The organism is Maricaulis sp. D1M11 (assembly GCF_047308265.1).
Taxonomy (GTDB): Bacteria; Pseudomonadota; Alphaproteobacteria; order Caulobacterales; family Maricaulaceae; genus Maricaulis.
Genome location: NZ_JBKQWY010000003.1, coordinates 192,331 through 208,260 on the forward strand (window position 1 = coordinate 192,331; position 15,930 = coordinate 208,260).

Genomic DNA, 15,930 nt, shown 5'->3' on the forward strand with positions numbered 1-15,930 from the left:
TCAAAACAGACTGGAATGCTGAACAGAATTGCTAAACAGTATGGTCGGAGCGGCGAGATTTGAACTCGCGACCCCCGGTCCCCCAGACCGGTGCGCTAACCGGGCTGCGCCACGCTCCGACTTACTGGTATTTCAAGCGGGCAAGCCCGCTTAGGGGAAATTGCTTATAGGCAAGCCCGTGACGCCTCGCAAGCGCGAGTTCAGTACTCGGGCCGTCACTTGCAGTCGGGGTCTAGTTGTCGGGCGGGGTCTAGTTGTCAGGCTCCAGGGCACCGCGCAACCGGGCTCGGGCGTGTTCCAGATCCGCCAGAATATCCTGGATATCCCGCCCCGGCTGTCCCGGCGCAACAGGTGCTGTGGACGGCGCGGAAGAGGCCGGCGCCTCCAGATCGTTGAGATCCACGGCACGCGGCTGGGTCTTGAGTGTCGCGGGATTGGCTCCGGGTTCGGCTGCGGGTGTATCCGCATCCAGCGGCGCGCCGCGACCGATCTCCACGACCTGGGCCACACCCTGTTCCTTGATGAATTTGCGTGCGCCCTTGATGGTATACCCATCTTCATAGAGCAATCGCTTGATCCCCCTGAGAAGATCAAGATCCTGGGGCCGATAGAAACGGCGTCCGCCTGCCCGCTTCAGCGGACTGATCTGGGGAAATTTGCTTTCCCAAAAACGCAATACATGAGCGGGTACATCAAGGGCCTCGGCGGCCTCACTGATGGTACGAAAGGCATCTGGCGATTTTTCACGGACCGACATGCGATAATCGCGTCAGTCTGCGACCTTCCCCCTAGTCTTTCGACAAGGCCGAGTCGACGCGCTCCTTGAGAACTTGCGACGGTTTGAAGACCAGAACACGCCGGGCTTCGATCGGAACTTCCACTCCGGTTTTCGGATTACGCCCCACACGACTGCGCTTGTCGCGCAGAAGGAAGGATCCAAAAGAGGAGAGTTTGACGGACTCACCTTCGGCCAATGTGTCTGCCATCATCCCCAGGACAGACTGGACCAGGTCGGCTGATTCCTGCCGGGACAGTCCCACTTCTTTGTAGACGGCCTCGGCCAGATCGGCCCGAGTCAATGTTTTCTCTGACATTGCATTCCCCCGAATGACAAGATGAGGCTACGCGCCCCCCGGGATGTCGTCAACGCCAAGACGTTGGATTGCAGCAGAAAACTCGCCTTCTTCAACTCATGAGGGCAAAGACGGGCCGCACTCTAGACACGCAGCAGTGCAGCACCCCAGGTAAAGCCGCCACCGAGCGCTTCCATGAGGACCAGATCGCCAGACTTGATCCGCCCGTCCTGCATCGCCCGGTCAAAGGCCAAGGGCACGGAGGCCGCAGACGTATTGCCGTGATCAGCCACCGTGGAGATGACTTTCTCGGTCGGAATCGAAAGTTTGCGGGCCACACCTTCAAGAATGCGCTGATTGGCCTGGTGCGGAACGAACCAGTTGATATCGGCAATATCGACGCCGGCCTGTGTCGCCAGTGTACTCATTGATTCGGCGATATTGGTGACGGCATGGCGGAAAACCTGATTACCCGCCATGCGCAAATGTCCCACAGTCCCGGTAGAGGACGGGCCGCCATCAACGTGAAGAAGATCTTTGTAGCGCCCATCCGACCGCAGATAGGTCGCCAGAACGCCCCGATCCTCAATGCCCTCATCAGCCGGCGGCTCGGCCGTCAACACCATGGCCCCGGCACCATCACCAAACAGTACGCAGGTGGTCCGGTCCGTCCAGTCGAGAATACGCGACATGGTTTCAGCACCGATCACCAGCGCGCACTTGGCCTGGCCACGCGCCAGGAAGTTATCCGCCGTAGTGAGCGCGTAGATAAAGCCGGTACACACAGCCTGAACATCAAAGGCCGCGCCGCGTGTGATACCCAGACGGCCCTGGATCATGCTGGCAACCGACGGGAAGGTGAAATCGGGCGTCGTGGTCGCGACAATAATCAGATCGACATCATCGGGGGTCAGACCGGCCTGATCGAGCGCCCGCCGAGCGGCCCGTTCGGCCAGATCGGACGTGGTTTCACCCTCAGCCGCCAGATGGCGCTGACGAATACCGGTGCGCTCGCGGATCCAGGAATCACTGGTATCTACCATGCTGGACAATTCGTCATTGGTGAGAATGCGGTCGGGCAGACAGGCCCCGATCCCGGCAAAACGGGTGCGAAATTCACTCATGTGTACACGCAGCGGCGAGCCCGTCAGGAGGCCGTCGCCTCCTCTTGTGGGGCCTCGGCCTCATTATGTGCAGTCAGCTCGGCCATGCGGTCGAGATTGCGACGAATCTCATCGAGGAAGTCGCTCTGTCCCATCGTGATGGCCAGTCCCAGGGCCGAGGCGAAACCTTCACCATCTGCCCCGCCATGGCTTTTCACCACAATGCCCTTCAATCCCAGGAAGACGCCCCCATTGATATAGCGCGGGTCCATGCGCTGGCGCAGCTTGTCCAGCGCGCCCATCGACAATAGTCCGGCGGCCAGCTTAGCAATGACCGAACTAGTCAGCGCCTCACGGACCCAGCCGGCGACGAGACGGGCCGTGCCCTCTGCCGTTTTCAGGGCGACATTACCGGTGAAACCGTCTGTGACGACCACATCGATCTCACCAGCAGAGATGTCATTACCCTCTATAAAACCGGTATAATTGATCTCCAGACCCGTATTGCGGATCAGGCCGTCGGCCTCGCGGACTGTATCATTGCCCTTGAGCTCTTCCTGGCCGACATTCAACAGCCCCACTTTGGGGTTCTGCCCGCCGAACACGGCCCGGTGATAGGCTTCACCCAGAATGGCGAACTCTACGAGCTGGGTTGCGCTGCACTCCACATTCGCCCCGACATCCAGCACCACTGTGTGCCCTTTGGGCGTGGGCCAGTTGGCGGAGATTGCCGGACGGTGCACGCCCTTTTTCATGCGCAGGATGACTTTGGAGATCGCCATCAGGGCGCCGGTATTACCCGAGGACACGATCGCATCGGCCTCACCGGATTTGACGCACTGAATGGCATTCCACATGGACGAGCCGCGCGAACGACGCACGGCTTCGGACGGCTTATCCGTCATCTGAACGAGGCTGTCGGTGTGGCGCAGCTCACTGACCGCCGCGACATCGGGAAACTCGTCCAGCAAGGGCTGGAGCAGTGTCTCATCACCGTGGATCAGATAGCGCGCCTGGCGATCCGGCCAGCGCCGGAATGAATTCTGGATACCCTCGACAACCGCACGGGGGCCGAGATCCCCGCCCATGGCGTCGACTGAAATCGTGGGAATACCTGTCATGAATTGTGCCGCAGGTCCTCTTCGCGCGGCCGCCGGGCCGCTGGATGCGGGCGGACATTAGCCGATGAAGGGCCAGATGCAAGCAGAGAGGACGGTCAGAGCTGGGTCGGCATGGCCGCGAGTTCACCCGTGAGCAAAGCCTCATCATCTTGATTTTCAAGGAATTCACTGTAGCGCTTTACGTATAGGGCAAGCGGAACCGCCTCTGCAGCCGGTGTATCTCCTCCCAGAACATTGCGGGCCAGGGCTTGGTTCAACGCGGCATCATCCTCACCCTGGATAGCATCCACATAGACTTGCGCGCGTCCGTAGAAGCCTTCGGCCATAAACCGGATCTTCTTTCCGACACCGGAATCACCCACGCCCAGCTCGCGCATCGCCGCGTCAAAATCGTCAAACATGGTGTCGAACACGGACTGCCTCAACACATCTGCGCGCTCACCCAGCGCCCGCAGCCGATGGAAAACCAGGCTGGCATGCAGGATGATGGCCTCGAACCGCCCCTCGATCGTATCGGGGATACCGGCATGCTCATAGAGGTCCGGCGAGCGGGCCTGGCGCACCAGCTGGTCATAAATATCACGAGCGAAAGCTTTTTCCGGCGGCTTGCGGAACCAGGATTGCAGCATTGAAATCATCTCTTCGAACACTTGGAGCTTGAAGCTAAGCGCCCACTTGGGTAGGTCAAGAGAGGTATTCAGGCTGATCTCTCAGCCCAAGGAGTGTTTCATGGCCCCGCGTCTGCGTCTGTCTCTGGTTCTGATTGCCTGCGCCCTCGGCGTTTCGGCCTGTAATCCGACCCTTCGGTCTCACGGTCACCGCTATACGGTGGGCGAAGAGCCGAACATCGTCCCGATGGAAGACACACGGGCCTCGGTTGTGCGTCAGCTGGGCAATCCGTCGACGCGTGGCACATTTGAGGACGACACCTGGTATTACATCTCCGCGACCCGCGAGAGCTTGGCCTATCTGCGTCCGGTGACGCGCGACCGCCGCATTATTGCCGTGAGCTTCAATGAAGACGGTGTCGTCAGCGAAGTGAACGAGTACTCGCTCGAGGACGGCCGGGTGGTTGCCTACAATGACCGCGAGACACCGACGCGTGGTCGCGAACTCTCCTTCCTCGAACAGTTAATCGGCACTGTGGGCCGCCTGCCCACTGACCAGTTCTCTGATGAAGACAATCTGCCGGGCGGTGCAGGCGGACCGCGCCGCAACTGATCCGGCCCTTCAAGACAGAATCAAAAACCCCCGGAGCCGAAACTCCGGGGGTTTTCATGTCAGGATGAAACGCCCTCGCCTAGCCGGCGAAACGCTCCAGCACCGCCAGCATCAAGAGCGCCACGATATTGGTGATCTTGATCATCGGGTTCACTGCAGGACCGGACGTATCCTTGTAGGGATCCCCCACGGTATCACCGGTCACAGCGGCCTTGTGCGCCTCTGATCCCTTGCCACCATGATGGCCGTCCTCGATGTATTTCTTGGCATTGTCCCAGGCTCCGCCACCCACGGTCATGGAGATGGCGACAAACAGGCCCGTGACGATCACACCCAGCAGCATGGCCCCGACCGCTGCAAGCGCCTGTTCCTGACCGGCAATACGATCGACGATGACGTAGAGCACGATCGGCGACAGCACTGGCAGGAGCGAGGGCACGATCATCTCGCGGATAGCAGCCTTGGTCAGAATATCCACGGCCTGACCGTAATCGGGCTTAGCCTTGAACTCCATAATGCCCGGGATTTCCTTGAACTGGCGACGCACCTCGGCGACCACTTCGGTGGCAGCCCGGCCCACGGCCATCATCGACATGCCGCCAAAGAGGTTGGGCAGGAGACCGCCGAACAAGAGCCCCACGATGACATAGGGATTTTCCAGCGAGAAGTCCGGCTCGATATGGAGCAAGTGCTCAACATCGGTCGTGTATGCGGCAAAGAGCACCAATGCCCCAAGACCCGCGGAACCGATGGCATAGCCCTTGGTCACAGCCTTGGTCGTATTGCCCACGGCGTCGAGCGTATCGGTGGTATCCCGCACGCTCTCGTCCAGACCGGCCATTTCAGCAATACCACCCGCATTATCGGTGACCGGACCGAAGGCATCGAGCGCCACGATCATGCCTGCCAGCGCCAGCATGGTGGTCACGGAGATGGCAACGCCATACAAACCCGCCAGATTATAGGTAGAGAGAATGCCGAAAATAATGATCAGCGCCGGCAGGGCCGTCGACTCCAGCGACACGGCCAGACCCTGGATCACATTCGTGCCATGCCCGGACTCTGATGCTCGCGCGACGGATTTCACCGGGCGATAATCAGTCCCGGTATAGTATTCCGTCACCCAGATGATCGCTGCGGTCACGACAAGACCCACAAGTCCTGAATAGAACAGGCTCATGCCCGTCAGACCCGTTTCACCCACGACGCCCATGCCGATGGTGAAATGTGTAATGCCGTAAAGCCCCGCAACCGAGAGCACGCCCGCCACGATCAGACCCTTGTAGAGCGCGCCCATGACGTTATTGCTCTTGCCCAGACGGACGAAAAACGTCCCGATAATCGAGGTGACAATACACACCGCCGCGATTGCGAGTGGATAGGTCATCATGGCGATGCTGTCCGCGCCCACAAAAAAGATGGAGCCCAGAACCATCGTCGCGACCACCGTCACGGCATAGGTCTCGAAGAGGTCTGCCGCCATGCCGGCACAGTCACCGACATTATCGCCGACATTGTCCGCGATCGTCGCCGCATTGCGTGGATCATCCTCGGGGATACCGGCCTCGATCTTGCCGACCATATCACCGCCGACATCCGCACCCTTGGTGAAGATACCCCCACCCAGACGCGCGAAGATGGAAATCAGGGAGGCCCCGAAACCCAGAGCCACGAGCGCGTTGATCACCACACGATCGGTCGCATCCAGACCCATGCCCGCTGTCAGCAGGCCGAAATAACCGGCCACACCCAGCAGAGCGAAACCTGCAACCAGCATGCCCGTAATGGCTCCGGAATTGAACGCCACGGCGAGACCCGCGCCCAGGCTTTCACTGGCCGCCTGTGTGGTGCGAACATTGGCGCGCACGGAAATCAGCATGCCCGTGAACCCCGCAAGGCCCGACAGGATGGCGCCGATGGCAAACCCGATGGCTACCTGCCAGCCCAGCAAGAGGAAGGTCGCAATAAAAACGACCACCCCGACAATGGCGATGGTCGTATACTGGCGTCGCAGATAGGCGTTGGCCCCCTCCTGGATCGCCGACGCAATCTCCTGCATTTTCTCCGATCCGGCATTCATGCCGAGCAGGCGACGGGTCTGTACGACCCCGTACAATATGGCAAGCACGGCAGCCGCGATCGCCAAAATGATCATGTTCATGGAATTCCGCCCCGTTTTCTCTGTTTTGTGAGCGATCCGTCGTCGTTGCGCCGGATCACGTAGTGACAGGAAGGGGTGCGGTCGGTTGACCCTGTGATTTCATATTATACGCCCCTCCCCGAAGGCACGAAAAACTATGCACAAGGGAGTATCGCGGCGCAACAAGCGAATAAAACAGCCTGTGGAATAAATCCTGTTTCAGCCCAGGATCAGGCTCCGGTCATTACCATAGACGGAGACGGCATCTACTCTTTCAGATCCGTAGTATTCATTTAGCGCATCGCGCAGAACCTCTGCGGCATGCACGTGATTCACAGCCGAACCGTCATCCAGAGACAATGTGTGCCGGTGCGAAGCCTGCACCAATACATGAAGTGCGCGGTGCTGGTTTTCTCTGATTTCCCATACGCTTGACCCTTCCGCGATGCGAATTCGCACGCGCACAAACGCATAGCCCTGCAAACGGTTTTGCGAGACAAGCGGAACAACCATGGCCGGCATCTCCACGACACGGGGATGGTCCGCATCCAGCTCGCCGGGATGACCATCATCCTCCTCGTCTTCATCTCCGCTCTCAAGGGTGAAACCTGCCAGGAAGCGATTGCTTACCCCGCCCTCGGAGGGTTTGTCTTCATCTCCGCCCCCACCGGCGGCGTGGGCCGGCGCTGAGACGAGAATCATCAGTGCCGCCAAGCCAGCCCCCAGGGCGTGCAGAATGGCGTTCAGTGTCGTCAGCGTTTGCGGGGCGGTGTTCATGCCGGGCCTCTCTTGTCTGGGAGGCATACTGACAGAGACGGTTCAAAAGTGGGTGAAACCGGTTGTTTCAAATTTAATCAAATGTCCGGCCGCATTGTGGACACGCACGCCCTGGCCTGTTCGGGCCTGACCGATGGGAGTGAGGCGCACATCCAGCGCAGCGGAGATCGCCATGATCGCTTCGCGATGATCAACCGGTGCCAGAAACGCTAATTCGTAATCATCCCCGCCACACACCAGACGCCGCCAGGGTCTTGTGTCCGGCTCACCGGCCTCGCTCCGCCCTGTTTCGCTCAGGGGGACAAGTTCTGCACCGATATCAAGAGCTACGCCGCTGGCCCGGGCGAGATGATCCAGATCGGCCACCAGACCATCGGAGATATCGATCAGCGCCGTGGCGATCCCCCGCAGGGCCTGGCCAAGCGACAGACGCGCCGTGGGATGTGTGAAACGGTTGGGGGCGCTGCCAACCCCGTGAGTTTCGTACGCGATACGCCCCAAAACCCCCTCGCCCAGCTCACCGCTCACCCAGACTTCGTCTCCCACCTGACCACCCGACCGGGTGATCGCTGTGCCCTGGGGCATCTGCCCGATCAGGGTCAGCGAAACCGTGAGCGGACCTGGCGTCCGTGTCGTATCGCCGCCAATCAGATGAAGGCCGTGTTCGTGCTGGATATCCTGGCAGGCCGATGCAAACGCACCTTGCCACGCTGTGTCACAGGCCTCGCCCAGTGCCAAGCTGGACAACCAGGCCACGGGCTCGGCGCCCATGGCCGCCAGGTCCGACAGATTTGTGCCCAGAGCGCGCGCGGCGATGATTTCGGGCGGCGTATCGGCGTGAAAATGCACCTCCTCAACCAGCATGTCCGAGGCGATCACATAATCCAGCCCGGACGGTCCGGGCAAAATGGCAGCATCATCGGTGAGTGTGAGCGCACCGGGAAAGCCGGCGCTCAAAGGCGCCAGGTGCGAGCGAATGAAAGAAAACTCGCCCGACATTCACGCCCCTAGAACTCGTCTTGACGCGCCTGGCGCGCACACTTGTCGAGCGCAGCATTGACGAATTTGGGTTCAGACCCTTCAAAGAAGGCGTTGGCGATGTCGACATACTCATTGATGACGACCTTGGCCGGCACATCCTTGCGATGAAAGAGCTCGAACCCGGCGCAGCGCAGGATGGCCCGCACCGTCGCATCCAGCCGTTCCATGCGCCAGCCATCCGACAGGAGATCATTGACAGCGGGATCGACCACCGACTGTTTCTCCACCACGCCGGCCACAAGGTTTTCGAAGAAGTCCTCATCGGCTTCGATGTATTCGCTACCGGCCTGGACCTCTTCCGCGGCATCTCCAAAACGGTGATCGCGAAACTCACTGATCACGGATTTGGCGCCGCGACCGGAAATTTCCATCTGATAGAGCGCCTGGACAGCGGCTAGCCGGGCAGCGCGGCGCAGGCGCGCACGGTCCTCGGTGGGATTGCTCATGCCTCGCCCTCGAACCGTTTGCGCAAATTGATGATGGACAGGCAGGCTTGCGCTGCATCCTTGCCCTTGTTCTTGTCCTTCGCACGGACCCAGGCCTGGTCACGGTTCTCGGTCGTCAGGATACCATTGCCTACAGCGACACCGGCCAGGCTGAGCTCCATGAGCCCGCGGGCGCTTTCACCGCACACATAGTCATAATGAGTGGTCTCACCGCGGATCACACAGCCCAGAGCGACATAACCGTCAAATCCGGCCTCGCCCAGCTCGGCCTGGACAATCGCGCCAGGGATCTCCAGCGCTCCGGGAACACGCACGGTCTCGTGCGCCACACCCTGTTCGTCCAGCCAGGCGCTCGCGCCCTCGATCATCGCCGCAGCGAGGTCATCATAAAAATCTGCCGCGATCAGCAGCACGCGCGTTTGCGCCATATCAAGTCTCCGGAAAGAGGCGTTCGTCACGAACGCTGAGCCCATAGCCTTCCAGGCCCACAATGGTTTGCGGTGTTGTGGTGAGCAAGACCATCTCGCGCACCCCCAGGTCCAGCAAAATCTGCGCCCCGACACCATATTCACGAAGACGTCGCGCTTCGCGCTCGCCTTCGGCCAGGCGCGGTCGTGCGCCCAGACGTTCCTCGATCGCCGACTGGCTGGTCTCTCGGATAAAGACCATCACACCGGGTTCATCCGACGCCGCCAGGGCCCGGATTCCCGCTTCCACCAGATCACCACGCGGCCCCGTGCGATGCAGAACATCGTCGAAAAAACTGACCTTGTGCATACGCACCAGGGTCGGCGTGTCCTGGTTCGGCGTGCCCTTGACCAGAGCGACATGCTCGGATCCGTCGAGGCGATTGCGGAAGGTATACAGCTTGAACGGCCCACCCCAATCGCTTTCGAAATCGCTTTCCATGCGGCGTTCGATGAAGCGGTCATTCTTGCGCCGATAGGCGATCAGATCCTCGATCGTCCCGATCTTCAGCCCGTGCAGCTGAGCAAAGGCGATCAGATCCGGCAGACGGGACATTGTGCCGTCTTCATTCATGATCTCGCAGATCACACCCGATGCGCCGGCACCGGCCAGACGCGCCACATCCACCGACGCCTCGGTATGGCCCGCGCGAACCAGCACGCCACCATCGCGCGCCACCAGCGGGAAGACATGGCCCGGTGTCACGATGTCATCCACACCGCGTGCCGGATCCGTCGCCACCTCGATCGTGCGCGCCCGGTCATGAGCGGAAATCCCGGTCGTTACGCCTTCGCGCGCCTCAATCGACACGGTGAAGGCGGTCTGATGCTGGGTTCCATTGTCCTTGGACATGGATTCGAGACCCAGATCGCGGCTGCGCTCTTCGGTCAGCGCCAGACAGATCAATCCACGCCCGTGCTTGGCCATGAAATTGATGGCATCGGGTGTCGCGAACTTGCCCGGAATAACAAGGTCGCCCTCATTTTCCCGATCCTCCGCATCGACCAGGATAAACATCCGACCATTTCGCGCGTCTTCAATAATGTCTTCGATAGGGGACAGGGGAAGATCACTCATGTCCAGCCTCCGCAAACTCTGCAAGTCGTGCGGCGTAGCGCGCCATGAGGTCAATCTCAAGGTTTACGCGCGCTCCGGCCTGCAATTCGCCCAGGGTCGTCACCTCCGCCGTGTGTGGAATAATCATCAAATCAAACGTGTTTGCGGTGACAGCATTGACCGTCAAAGACACGCCATCAACTGTGATCGAGCCCTTTTTGGCAATGAATTTATTGAGTTCGCTTGGTGGCCGGACGGTGAACACGATCCATTCGCCTTCATCACGGCGCTCCACCACCTCGCCCAGCCCGTCCACATGACCGGTGACGAGGTGTCCACCCAGCTCATCTCCCATGGCCAGGGCGCGTTCCAGATTGACCGCATCCCCTTCGGCCCAGTCGCCCAGCGTCGTCAGGCGCAGGGTTTCCGGTGACACCTCGACGGCAAACCAGCAGCCTTGCCCGTGATCGCCCTTTTCGACAACCGTCAGGCAGGCGCCCGCATGGGCGATGGACGCGCCGAGCTCAATGCCGGACGCGTCATAGCCGGCCTCGATCTCGAAGCGCTTGACCGCGTCACCTGAAATGGACCGGATACGGCCCTTGTCGGATACAATGCCTGTAAACATCAGCGAACCCGTTGATAGCTTTCCTGGATGTCCGCCCCTCTTTCAGTGACGGCTGTGCGAGTGAACATGGGCGCGCGATCGAGACTCTCAAGGCCCAGACCTGCCAGCACGGACAATCCGTCGCCCCCCAGAATGACCGGCGCACGGAACCATTCAATGCGATCGACCAGCCCTGAGCGCAAGGCAGAGGCCGCGATCTGTGCGCCCGCTTCGATCATCACACTGGCATATTCATCCATGGCAGCTGCCAGATCGGGACGCCCACCAACAGCCGCCACTCGTCTCATCTGCACGTGTTTGTCCACAAAGGCCCTGACCCGATCACGATCAAGGGGCGCACCCGGCGTGTCGGCGTTCACGAGCGTCACCCGCCGCCGGTCTGTCGTCTCGACAATCCGGGCATCGAGCGGGCATCGCAGCGTGCTGTCCATCACAATCAAATCGGGCTGGACCGAGGGTGCCGGGTCGGTGCGTGCGGTCAGTTCGGGGTCATCGGCCAGAATCGTCCCGACCCCCGTCAGGATAGCGGCATGAGCGGCGCGCAGACGATGAACCTCGGCCCGGCTGTCCGGCCCGGTGATCCATTTCGACAGACCATTGGCCAGCGCGATCTTTCCATCCAGAGATGTCGCGAGTTTTAGCGTGACGATCGGACGCACGGGCGTCGTCATGCTGACGGTTCGCCTGACCCGCCCTTCTTGGCGCCGAGATGTTCGTCCTTGATGAACTCCCGGAAATCCTCGACCCGGTGGAAGTCCTTGTACACCGAGGCGTAGCGGACATAGGCCACGGAATCGAGCTCCTTGAGCGCTTCCATCACCAGTTCACCGACCCGGTCCGACGTCACATCGGTTTCACCGGAGCTTTCAAGCTGTCGAACAATGCCCGAGATCATCTGTTCGATACGATCAGTCTCGATATTGCGCTTTTGCACGGAAAGCTGGATCGACCGGTTGAGCTTTTCCCGATTGAACGGTGTCCGACGACCGGACTTTTTGACAACGGTGAGCTCACGCAGCTGGACCCGTTCAAACGTGGTGAAACGGGCCGCGCAACCGGGGCACTGGCGACGGCGGCGGATGGCATTGCCATCCTCCGCCGGACGGGAGTCTTTGACCTGTGTGTCAGGATTTCCGCAAAAAGGGCAACGCATAATGAGCCCAGTTTAGGCCAGTTCGGGATAAATGGGGAAGCGTGCTGTCATGCTCATCACTTCCTCGCGGACCCGGGCTTCGACTTCTGCATCGCCTTCCGGAGATTCCACTAGCGCATCAAGCACTTCCACCATGAGCTCGCCGACGCGCTTGAACTCCGCCTCGCCAAATCCTCGGGTCGTGCCCGCAGGCGAGCCAACACGAAGGCCCGACGTCACGGTCGGTTTTTCCGGATCAAACGGCACACCATTCTTGTTGCAGGTGATGTAGGCACGCTCGAGCGCCTCTTCCGCACTATTGCCCTTGAGGCCTTTGGGACGCAGATCGATGAGCGCCAGATGGCTGTCAGTCCCGCCGGACACGATGGCATACCCCCCGTCGATCACGGCCTGGGCCATCGCCTTGCAGTTGGCAATCACCTGGGCGGTGTACGCCTTGAAGTTCGGTTGCAGGGCTTCGCCAAAGGCGACGGCCTTGCCGGCGATGACATGCATCAACGGTCCGCCCTGAAGGCCCGGGAAAATAGCTGAATTGAACTTTTTGCCCAGATCGGGATCGTTGGAAATGATCATGCCGCCGCGCGGGCCGCGCAGGGTCTTGTGCGTCGTGGTCGTGCAGACATGCGCGTGCGGAACCGGATTGGGATACACCCCGCCCGCGACAAGCCCGGCAAAGTGAGCCATGTCGACCAGAAGATACGCCCCGACCTCATCGGCGATCTTGCGGAATTCGGCGAAATCGATCTCGCGCGGATAGGCCGAACCACCGGCGATGATCAGCTGCGGCTTGACCTCATGGGCCTGGGCCCGCAGCGCGTCGTAATCGATCAGCGCATCGGCTTCGCGCACACCATAGGCATGCGCCTCAAACCATTTGCCCGACTGGTTCGGACGTGCGCCGTGTGTAAGGTGCCCCCCTGCGTCCAGGCTCATGCCGAGGATTTTATCACCCGGCTTCAACAGTGCCAGGAACACGCCCTGATTGGCCTGGCTGCCGGAATTGGGCTGAACATTGGCATAGGCCGCACCGAACAATTCCTTTGCACGGTCAATGGCCAGCTGTTCGACGACATCGACATGCTCACACCCGCCATAATACCGGCGCCCCGGATATCCTTCGGCATATTTATTGGTCAGCGGAGAGCCCTGGGCTTCCAGTACGGCCCGCGACACAATGTTTTCAGAGGCGATCAGCTCGATCTGCTGTTGCTGGCGCTGGATCTCGTCATGAATGGCGCGCGCCACATCCGTGTCGCCCTGCACCACTGAACGGGAGAAGAAGTCTGCCGTGTTTTGTTCTGTCATTGTCTCTGCCATGGCTGGATCCTCACACTAGTGCCCGGATTGATACGGCGCGTTGCGTAGAGTGACAACAGGAATGCTCCGCATAGCCCTGCTTCGCTCCCGAATGTCGAGATTACATTTTTTTAAGCCCAAAACAGAACTCCATCCGCGCACACTAAATACAAATATGATAGTTGAAGGCTGATTCATGAGGGACTATGTAGTCCAATAACAAAGAAATACCGGCTCAAGACGAAATGACGTCAAAAAGCCCAATTAAACTGCCTCGAAGTGTGAAGGATTTGAAAATGTCTGATGAAACCCTCCCCAACATCGAGAAGGAAGAACTCCTGCGCATGACGACCAGTGTCGTCTCGTCCTTCCTTTCGCACAATTCCGTGCCGGCAGAGAATGTTCCGGATCTTATCAAGTCCGTGCACGCCACGATGAGTGAGATCTGCGCGCCGACCGTGAAGGTGGAAACCAAGGCCAAACCGGCGGTTCCCGTGTCCAAATCCGTGTCGGATGAGCACATTGTCTGTCTGGAAGACGGCAAGAAGCTGAAAATGCTGAAACGCTATCTGCGCTCGCAATACGACATGTCGCCGGAAGAGTATCGCCGCAAATGGAACCTGCCGTCGGATTATCCGATGGTCGCTCCGGCCTATTCCCGCAAGCGCTCGCAATTTGCCAAGGACATCGGTCTGGGCCGCGCCGGCAAGGACGCATAACTTTATTTCACGACAACTTGCTTGTCTTAGACATAGATACCACGGCCGGGTTTTCCACCCGGCCGTTTCTTTTGGTCCGTTGCGTCCCGAGGCTGTGTCTTGCCGGATCCGGCCTGTTTGGCCTGGACCCATCGTAGTTTCTGGATGGCAAGGTGTTCGATCTCGGACCGGCTGGTCTTGAGTGGAACCTGGAACACGACCTCATCGGCCGTGATGCCGTCCACCGCCGCAATGCGCAGGGCATTGCCAGCCTCGATAATCTCCAGATAGACCGGAGTATCACCCATCAGGCCGTTTGCGCGTTCTGGTCCGCCGCGCGCGCCCAGACATCACCCAGCGCATCGATCAGCTGATCGAACAGGGCATCATCATGGAGCGGGGTCGGCGTCAGGCGCAGACGTTCTGTGCCCTTGGGAACCGTGGGATAATTGATCGGCTGAACATAAATGCCGTGCTCGTCGAGCAGCATGTCCGTGATGCGCTTGCACAGCACCGGATCGCCGACATGGACCGGGACGATATGGGTGACCGAGCTCTCGAGAACCGGGAAGCCAGCCGCGTTGAGCCGGGATTTCAGCGTTGCGGCCCGTTCCTGGTGTTGTTCACGCAGATGATGCGCCTGTTTGAGATATTCAACAGAGGCCCGAGCCCCTGCGGCGAGCGCCGGCGGCAGGGCCGTCGTGAAGATAAAGCCCGGCGCCATTGATCGGATCGCGTCCACAATCGCACCGTCAGCAGCGATGTATCCGCCCATGACACCATAGGCCTTGCCCAGCGTGCCCTCGATGATATCGACCCGGTGCATCTGTCCGTCACGCTCGGCGATGCCTGCACCGCGCAGGCCATAGAGGCCAACAGCGTGCACTTCATCGAGATAGGTCAGCGCATTGTATTTTTCTGCCAGATCACACACCTCGGCGATCGGGCCGATATCGCCATCCATGGAGTAGACACTCTCAAAGGCGATCACCTTGGGTGCATCGATCGGCGCAGCAGCCAGCAGGCTTTCAAGATGCTCGAGATCATTATGGCGCCAGATGTGTTTCTCGCACTTGGCCCCCTTCACACCCTCGATCATCGAGGCGTGGTTCAGCTCGTCGGAGAAAATAATCAGACCGGGCAGGATCTTGCCCAGGGTTGCGAGCGTCGCTTCGTTAGCGATGTATCCCGATGTGAACAGCAGCGCGCCATCCTTGCGGTGCAGATCGGCCAGTGAGCGCTCCAGCTCGACATGGTAATGCGTCGTCCCGGAAATATTGCGCGTTCCACCTGCGCCTGCCCCGACCTGGTCGATGGCCCCTTTCATGGACTCCACCACACAGGGGATCTGGCCCATGCCCAGATAATCATTGGAACACCAGACCACGACGTCACGCACCTGGCCTTCGGGATTGCGCCAGCGGGCGTGCGGGAAACGGCCCTTGTGCCGCAAAAGATCCGCAAAGACCCGGTAGCGGCCCTCGGCCTTGACCCGACGAACGGCGGATTCGAATGCGGTGTTATAGTCCATGACGCGGCCTTTATATATGCGTGAACGATCCCCGCGAGGTCCGTTCAGTCAATTCTTGATTCCACGTATAGACCGTTAACGCCCCGGCTGCGACCCGGACAGACCGTCGCACCCCGTGATTTTCTGCATAAAAACAATCGACCCGGCCTATAGCAGACCGGGTCGTTCGAAGATGATT

19 protein-coding genes and 1 tRNA gene are annotated in these 15,930 nt (G+C 59.9%); 2 read left to right on the forward strand and 18 right to left on the reverse strand.

Annotation, left to right across the window (positions count from 1 at the left end):
• Positions 1 to 41: 41 nt before the first annotated feature.
• From RMQ97_RS07260 to RMQ97_RS07285, 6 genes are all read right to left on the reverse strand, one after another.
• Positions 42 to 119: transfer RNA gene (locus RMQ97_RS07260), tRNA-Pro, on the reverse strand.
• 131 nt (positions 120 to 250) lie between these two features.
• The gene (locus RMQ97_RS07265; protein WP_413660191.1) at positions 251 to 757 is read right to left on the reverse strand and encodes a MerR family transcriptional regulator; all 507 of its coding nucleotides are present in this window, start codon (positions 755 to 757) and stop codon (positions 251 to 253) included.
• 31 nt (positions 758 to 788) lie between these two features.
• A complete protein-coding gene (locus tag RMQ97_RS07270) occupies positions 789 to 1,094 on the reverse strand; it encodes an integration host factor subunit alpha (protein WP_413660192.1) in 306 nt (101 codons plus the stop codon).
• Between the two features lie 122 nt (positions 1,095 to 1,216).
• Entirely contained in the window at positions 1,217 to 2,197 is a 981-nt protein-coding gene (locus tag RMQ97_RS07275) for a beta-ketoacyl-ACP synthase III (RefSeq protein ID WP_413660193.1), read from the reverse strand.
• Between the two features lie 23 nt (positions 2,198 to 2,220).
• Complete coding sequence (gene plsX, locus RMQ97_RS07280) at positions 2,221 to 3,297, reverse strand: phosphate acyltransferase PlsX (RefSeq protein ID WP_413660194.1); 1,077 nt, start codon at positions 3,295 to 3,297, stop codon at positions 2,221 to 2,223.
• A 95-nt stretch (positions 3,298 to 3,392) separates the two neighbouring features.
• A complete protein-coding gene (locus RMQ97_RS07285; RefSeq protein WP_413660195.1) occupies positions 3,393 to 3,926 on the reverse strand; it encodes a ubiquinol-cytochrome C chaperone family protein in 534 nt (177 codons plus the stop codon).
• Positions 3,927 to 4,026: 100 nt separating this feature from the next.
• Here RMQ97_RS07285 and RMQ97_RS07290 point away from each other — a divergent pair, with 100 nt between their 5' ends.
• Complete coding sequence (locus RMQ97_RS07290) at positions 4,027 to 4,518, forward strand: outer membrane protein assembly factor BamE (RefSeq protein WP_413660196.1); 492 nt, start codon at positions 4,027 to 4,029, stop codon at positions 4,516 to 4,518.
• A 79-nt stretch (positions 4,519 to 4,597) separates the two neighbouring features.
• On the opposite strand, the gene RMQ97_RS07295 is transcribed toward RMQ97_RS07290, so the two are convergent.
• From RMQ97_RS07295 to glyA, 10 genes are all read right to left on the reverse strand, one after another.
• On the reverse strand, positions 4,598 to 6,679 hold the full coding sequence (locus tag RMQ97_RS07295) for a sodium-translocating pyrophosphatase (RefSeq protein WP_413660197.1): 2,082 nt from the start codon (positions 6,677 to 6,679) through the stop codon (positions 4,598 to 4,600).
• Positions 6,680 to 6,877: 198 nt separating this feature from the next.
• On the reverse strand, positions 6,878 to 7,435 hold the full coding sequence (locus RMQ97_RS07300) for a hypothetical protein (protein ID WP_413660198.1): 558 nt from the start codon (positions 7,433 to 7,435) through the stop codon (positions 6,878 to 6,880).
• A 42-nt stretch (positions 7,436 to 7,477) separates the two neighbouring features.
• Complete coding sequence (gene thiL, locus RMQ97_RS07305; protein WP_413660199.1) at positions 7,478 to 8,434, reverse strand: thiamine-phosphate kinase; 957 nt, start codon at positions 8,432 to 8,434, stop codon at positions 7,478 to 7,480.
• An 8-nt stretch (positions 8,435 to 8,442) separates the two neighbouring features.
• On the reverse strand, positions 8,443 to 8,922 hold the full coding sequence (gene nusB / locus RMQ97_RS07310) for a transcription antitermination factor NusB (protein WP_413660200.1): 480 nt from the start codon (positions 8,920 to 8,922) through the stop codon (positions 8,443 to 8,445).
• Positions 8,919 to 9,350 carry a 6,7-dimethyl-8-ribityllumazine synthase gene (gene ribH / locus RMQ97_RS07315; protein ID WP_413660201.1) on the reverse strand — a complete coding sequence of 144 codons (432 nt, stop codon included), beginning with the start codon at positions 9,348 to 9,350 and terminating at the stop codon, positions 8,919 to 8,921. The genes nusB and ribH overlap by 4 nt, the downstream gene beginning before the upstream one ends.
• 1 nt (position 9,351) lies before the next feature.
• Complete coding sequence (ribB, locus tag RMQ97_RS07320) at positions 9,352 to 10,467, reverse strand: 3,4-dihydroxy-2-butanone-4-phosphate synthase (RefSeq protein ID WP_413660202.1); 1,116 nt, start codon at positions 10,465 to 10,467, stop codon at positions 9,352 to 9,354.
• The gene (locus RMQ97_RS07325; protein ID WP_413660203.1) at positions 10,460 to 11,074 is read right to left on the reverse strand and encodes a riboflavin synthase; all 615 of its coding nucleotides are present in this window, start codon (positions 11,072 to 11,074) and stop codon (positions 10,460 to 10,462) included. The genes ribB and RMQ97_RS07325 overlap by 8 nt, the downstream gene beginning before the upstream one ends.
• Positions 11,074 to 11,745, reverse strand: a complete 672-nt coding sequence (locus RMQ97_RS07330; protein WP_413660204.1) for a RibD family protein — start codon at positions 11,743 to 11,745, stop codon at positions 11,074 to 11,076. The genes RMQ97_RS07325 and RMQ97_RS07330 overlap by 1 nt, the downstream gene beginning before the upstream one ends.
• Positions 11,742 to 12,227 carry a transcriptional regulator NrdR gene (gene nrdR / locus RMQ97_RS07335; protein ID WP_413660205.1) on the reverse strand — a complete coding sequence of 162 codons (486 nt, stop codon included), beginning with the start codon at positions 12,225 to 12,227 and terminating at the stop codon, positions 11,742 to 11,744. Before nrdR ends, RMQ97_RS07330 begins: the two co-directional genes overlap by 4 nt.
• Before the next feature lie 12 nt (positions 12,228 to 12,239).
• Positions 12,240 to 13,532: a serine hydroxymethyltransferase gene (gene glyA / locus RMQ97_RS07340; RefSeq protein ID WP_413660444.1), complete on the reverse strand. Its 1,293-nt coding sequence runs from the start codon at positions 13,530 to 13,532 to the stop codon at positions 12,240 to 12,242.
• A 287-nt stretch (positions 13,533 to 13,819) separates the two neighbouring features.
• Here glyA and RMQ97_RS07345 point away from each other — a divergent pair, with 287 nt between their 5' ends.
• Positions 13,820 to 14,242, forward strand: a complete 423-nt coding sequence (locus RMQ97_RS07345; protein ID WP_413660206.1) for a MucR family transcriptional regulator — start codon at positions 13,820 to 13,822, stop codon at positions 14,240 to 14,242.
• A gap of 26 nt (positions 14,243 to 14,268) precedes the next feature.
• Here the strand turns inward: RMQ97_RS07345 and RMQ97_RS07350 are convergent, their stop codons facing one another.
• On the reverse strand, positions 14,269 to 14,529 hold the full coding sequence (locus RMQ97_RS07350) for a DUF6898 family protein (protein ID WP_413660207.1): 261 nt from the start codon (positions 14,527 to 14,529) through the stop codon (positions 14,269 to 14,271).
• Positions 14,529 to 15,752 (reverse strand): 5-aminolevulinate synthase, encoded by a 1,224-nt coding sequence (gene hemA / locus RMQ97_RS07355; RefSeq protein WP_413660208.1) that lies wholly within the window; start codon positions 15,750 to 15,752, stop codon positions 14,529 to 14,531. The genes RMQ97_RS07350 and hemA overlap by 1 nt, the downstream gene beginning before the upstream one ends.
• Between the last annotated feature and the right edge of the window lie 178 nt (positions 15,753 to 15,930).

Excerpts from the sequence above, each read along its gene's own strand:
- RMQ97_RS07265 (WP_413660191.1), bottom strand. The coding sequence starts at position 757 with ATGTCGGTCCGTGAAAAATCGCCAGATGCCTTTCGTACCATCAGTGAG.
- RMQ97_RS07270 (WP_413660192.1), bottom strand. The coding sequence starts at position 1,094 with ATGTCAGAGAAAACATTGACTCGGGCCGATCTGGCCGAGGCCGTCTAC.
- RMQ97_RS07275 (WP_413660193.1), bottom strand. The coding sequence starts at position 2,197 with ATGAGTGAATTTCGCACCCGTTTTGCCGGGATCGGGGCCTGTCTGCCC.
- plsX (WP_413660194.1), bottom strand. The coding sequence starts at position 3,297 with ATGACAGGTATTCCCACGATTTCAGTCGACGCCATGGGCGGGGATCTC.
- RMQ97_RS07285 (WP_413660195.1), bottom strand. The coding sequence starts at position 3,926 with ATGCTGCAATCCTGGTTCCGCAAGCCGCCGGAAAAAGCTTTCGCTCGT.
- RMQ97_RS07290 (WP_413660196.1), top strand. The coding sequence starts at position 4,027 with ATGGCCCCGCGTCTGCGTCTGTCTCTGGTTCTGATTGCCTGCGCCCTC.
- RMQ97_RS07295 (WP_413660197.1), bottom strand. The coding sequence starts at position 6,679 with ATGAACATGATCATTTTGGCGATCGCGGCTGCCGTGCTTGCCATATTG.
- RMQ97_RS07300 (WP_413660198.1), bottom strand. The coding sequence starts at position 7,435 with ATGAACACCGCCCCGCAAACGCTGACGACACTGAACGCCATTCTGCAC.
- thiL (WP_413660199.1), bottom strand. The coding sequence starts at position 8,434 with ATGTCGGGCGAGTTTTCTTTCATTCGCTCGCACCTGGCGCCTTTGAGC.
- nusB (WP_413660200.1), bottom strand. The coding sequence starts at position 8,922 with ATGAGCAATCCCACCGAGGACCGTGCGCGCCTGCGCCGCGCTGCCCGG.
- ribH (WP_413660201.1), bottom strand. The coding sequence starts at position 9,350 with ATGGCGCAAACGCGCGTGCTGCTGATCGCGGCAGATTTTTATGATGAC.
- ribB (WP_413660202.1), bottom strand. The coding sequence starts at position 10,467 with ATGAGTGATCTTCCCCTGTCCCCTATCGAAGACATTATTGAAGACGCG.
- RMQ97_RS07325 (WP_413660203.1), bottom strand. The coding sequence starts at position 11,074 with ATGTTTACAGGCATTGTATCCGACAAGGGCCGTATCCGGTCCATTTCA.
- RMQ97_RS07330 (WP_413660204.1), bottom strand. The coding sequence starts at position 11,745 with ATGACGACGCCCGTGCGTCCGATCGTCACGCTAAAACTCGCGACATCT.
- nrdR (WP_413660205.1), bottom strand. The coding sequence starts at position 12,227 with ATGCGTTGCCCTTTTTGCGGAAATCCTGACACACAGGTCAAAGACTCC.
- glyA (WP_413660444.1), bottom strand. The coding sequence starts at position 13,532 with ATGACAGAACAAAACACGGCAGACTTCTTCTCCCGTTCAGTGGTGCAG.
- RMQ97_RS07345 (WP_413660206.1), top strand. The coding sequence starts at position 13,820 with ATGTCTGATGAAACCCTCCCCAACATCGAGAAGGAAGAACTCCTGCGC.
- RMQ97_RS07350 (WP_413660207.1), bottom strand. The coding sequence starts at position 14,529 with ATGGGTGATACTCCGGTCTATCTGGAGATTATCGAGGCTGGCAATGCC.
- hemA (WP_413660208.1), bottom strand. The coding sequence starts at position 15,752 with ATGGACTATAACACCGCATTCGAATCCGCCGTTCGTCGGGTCAAGGCC.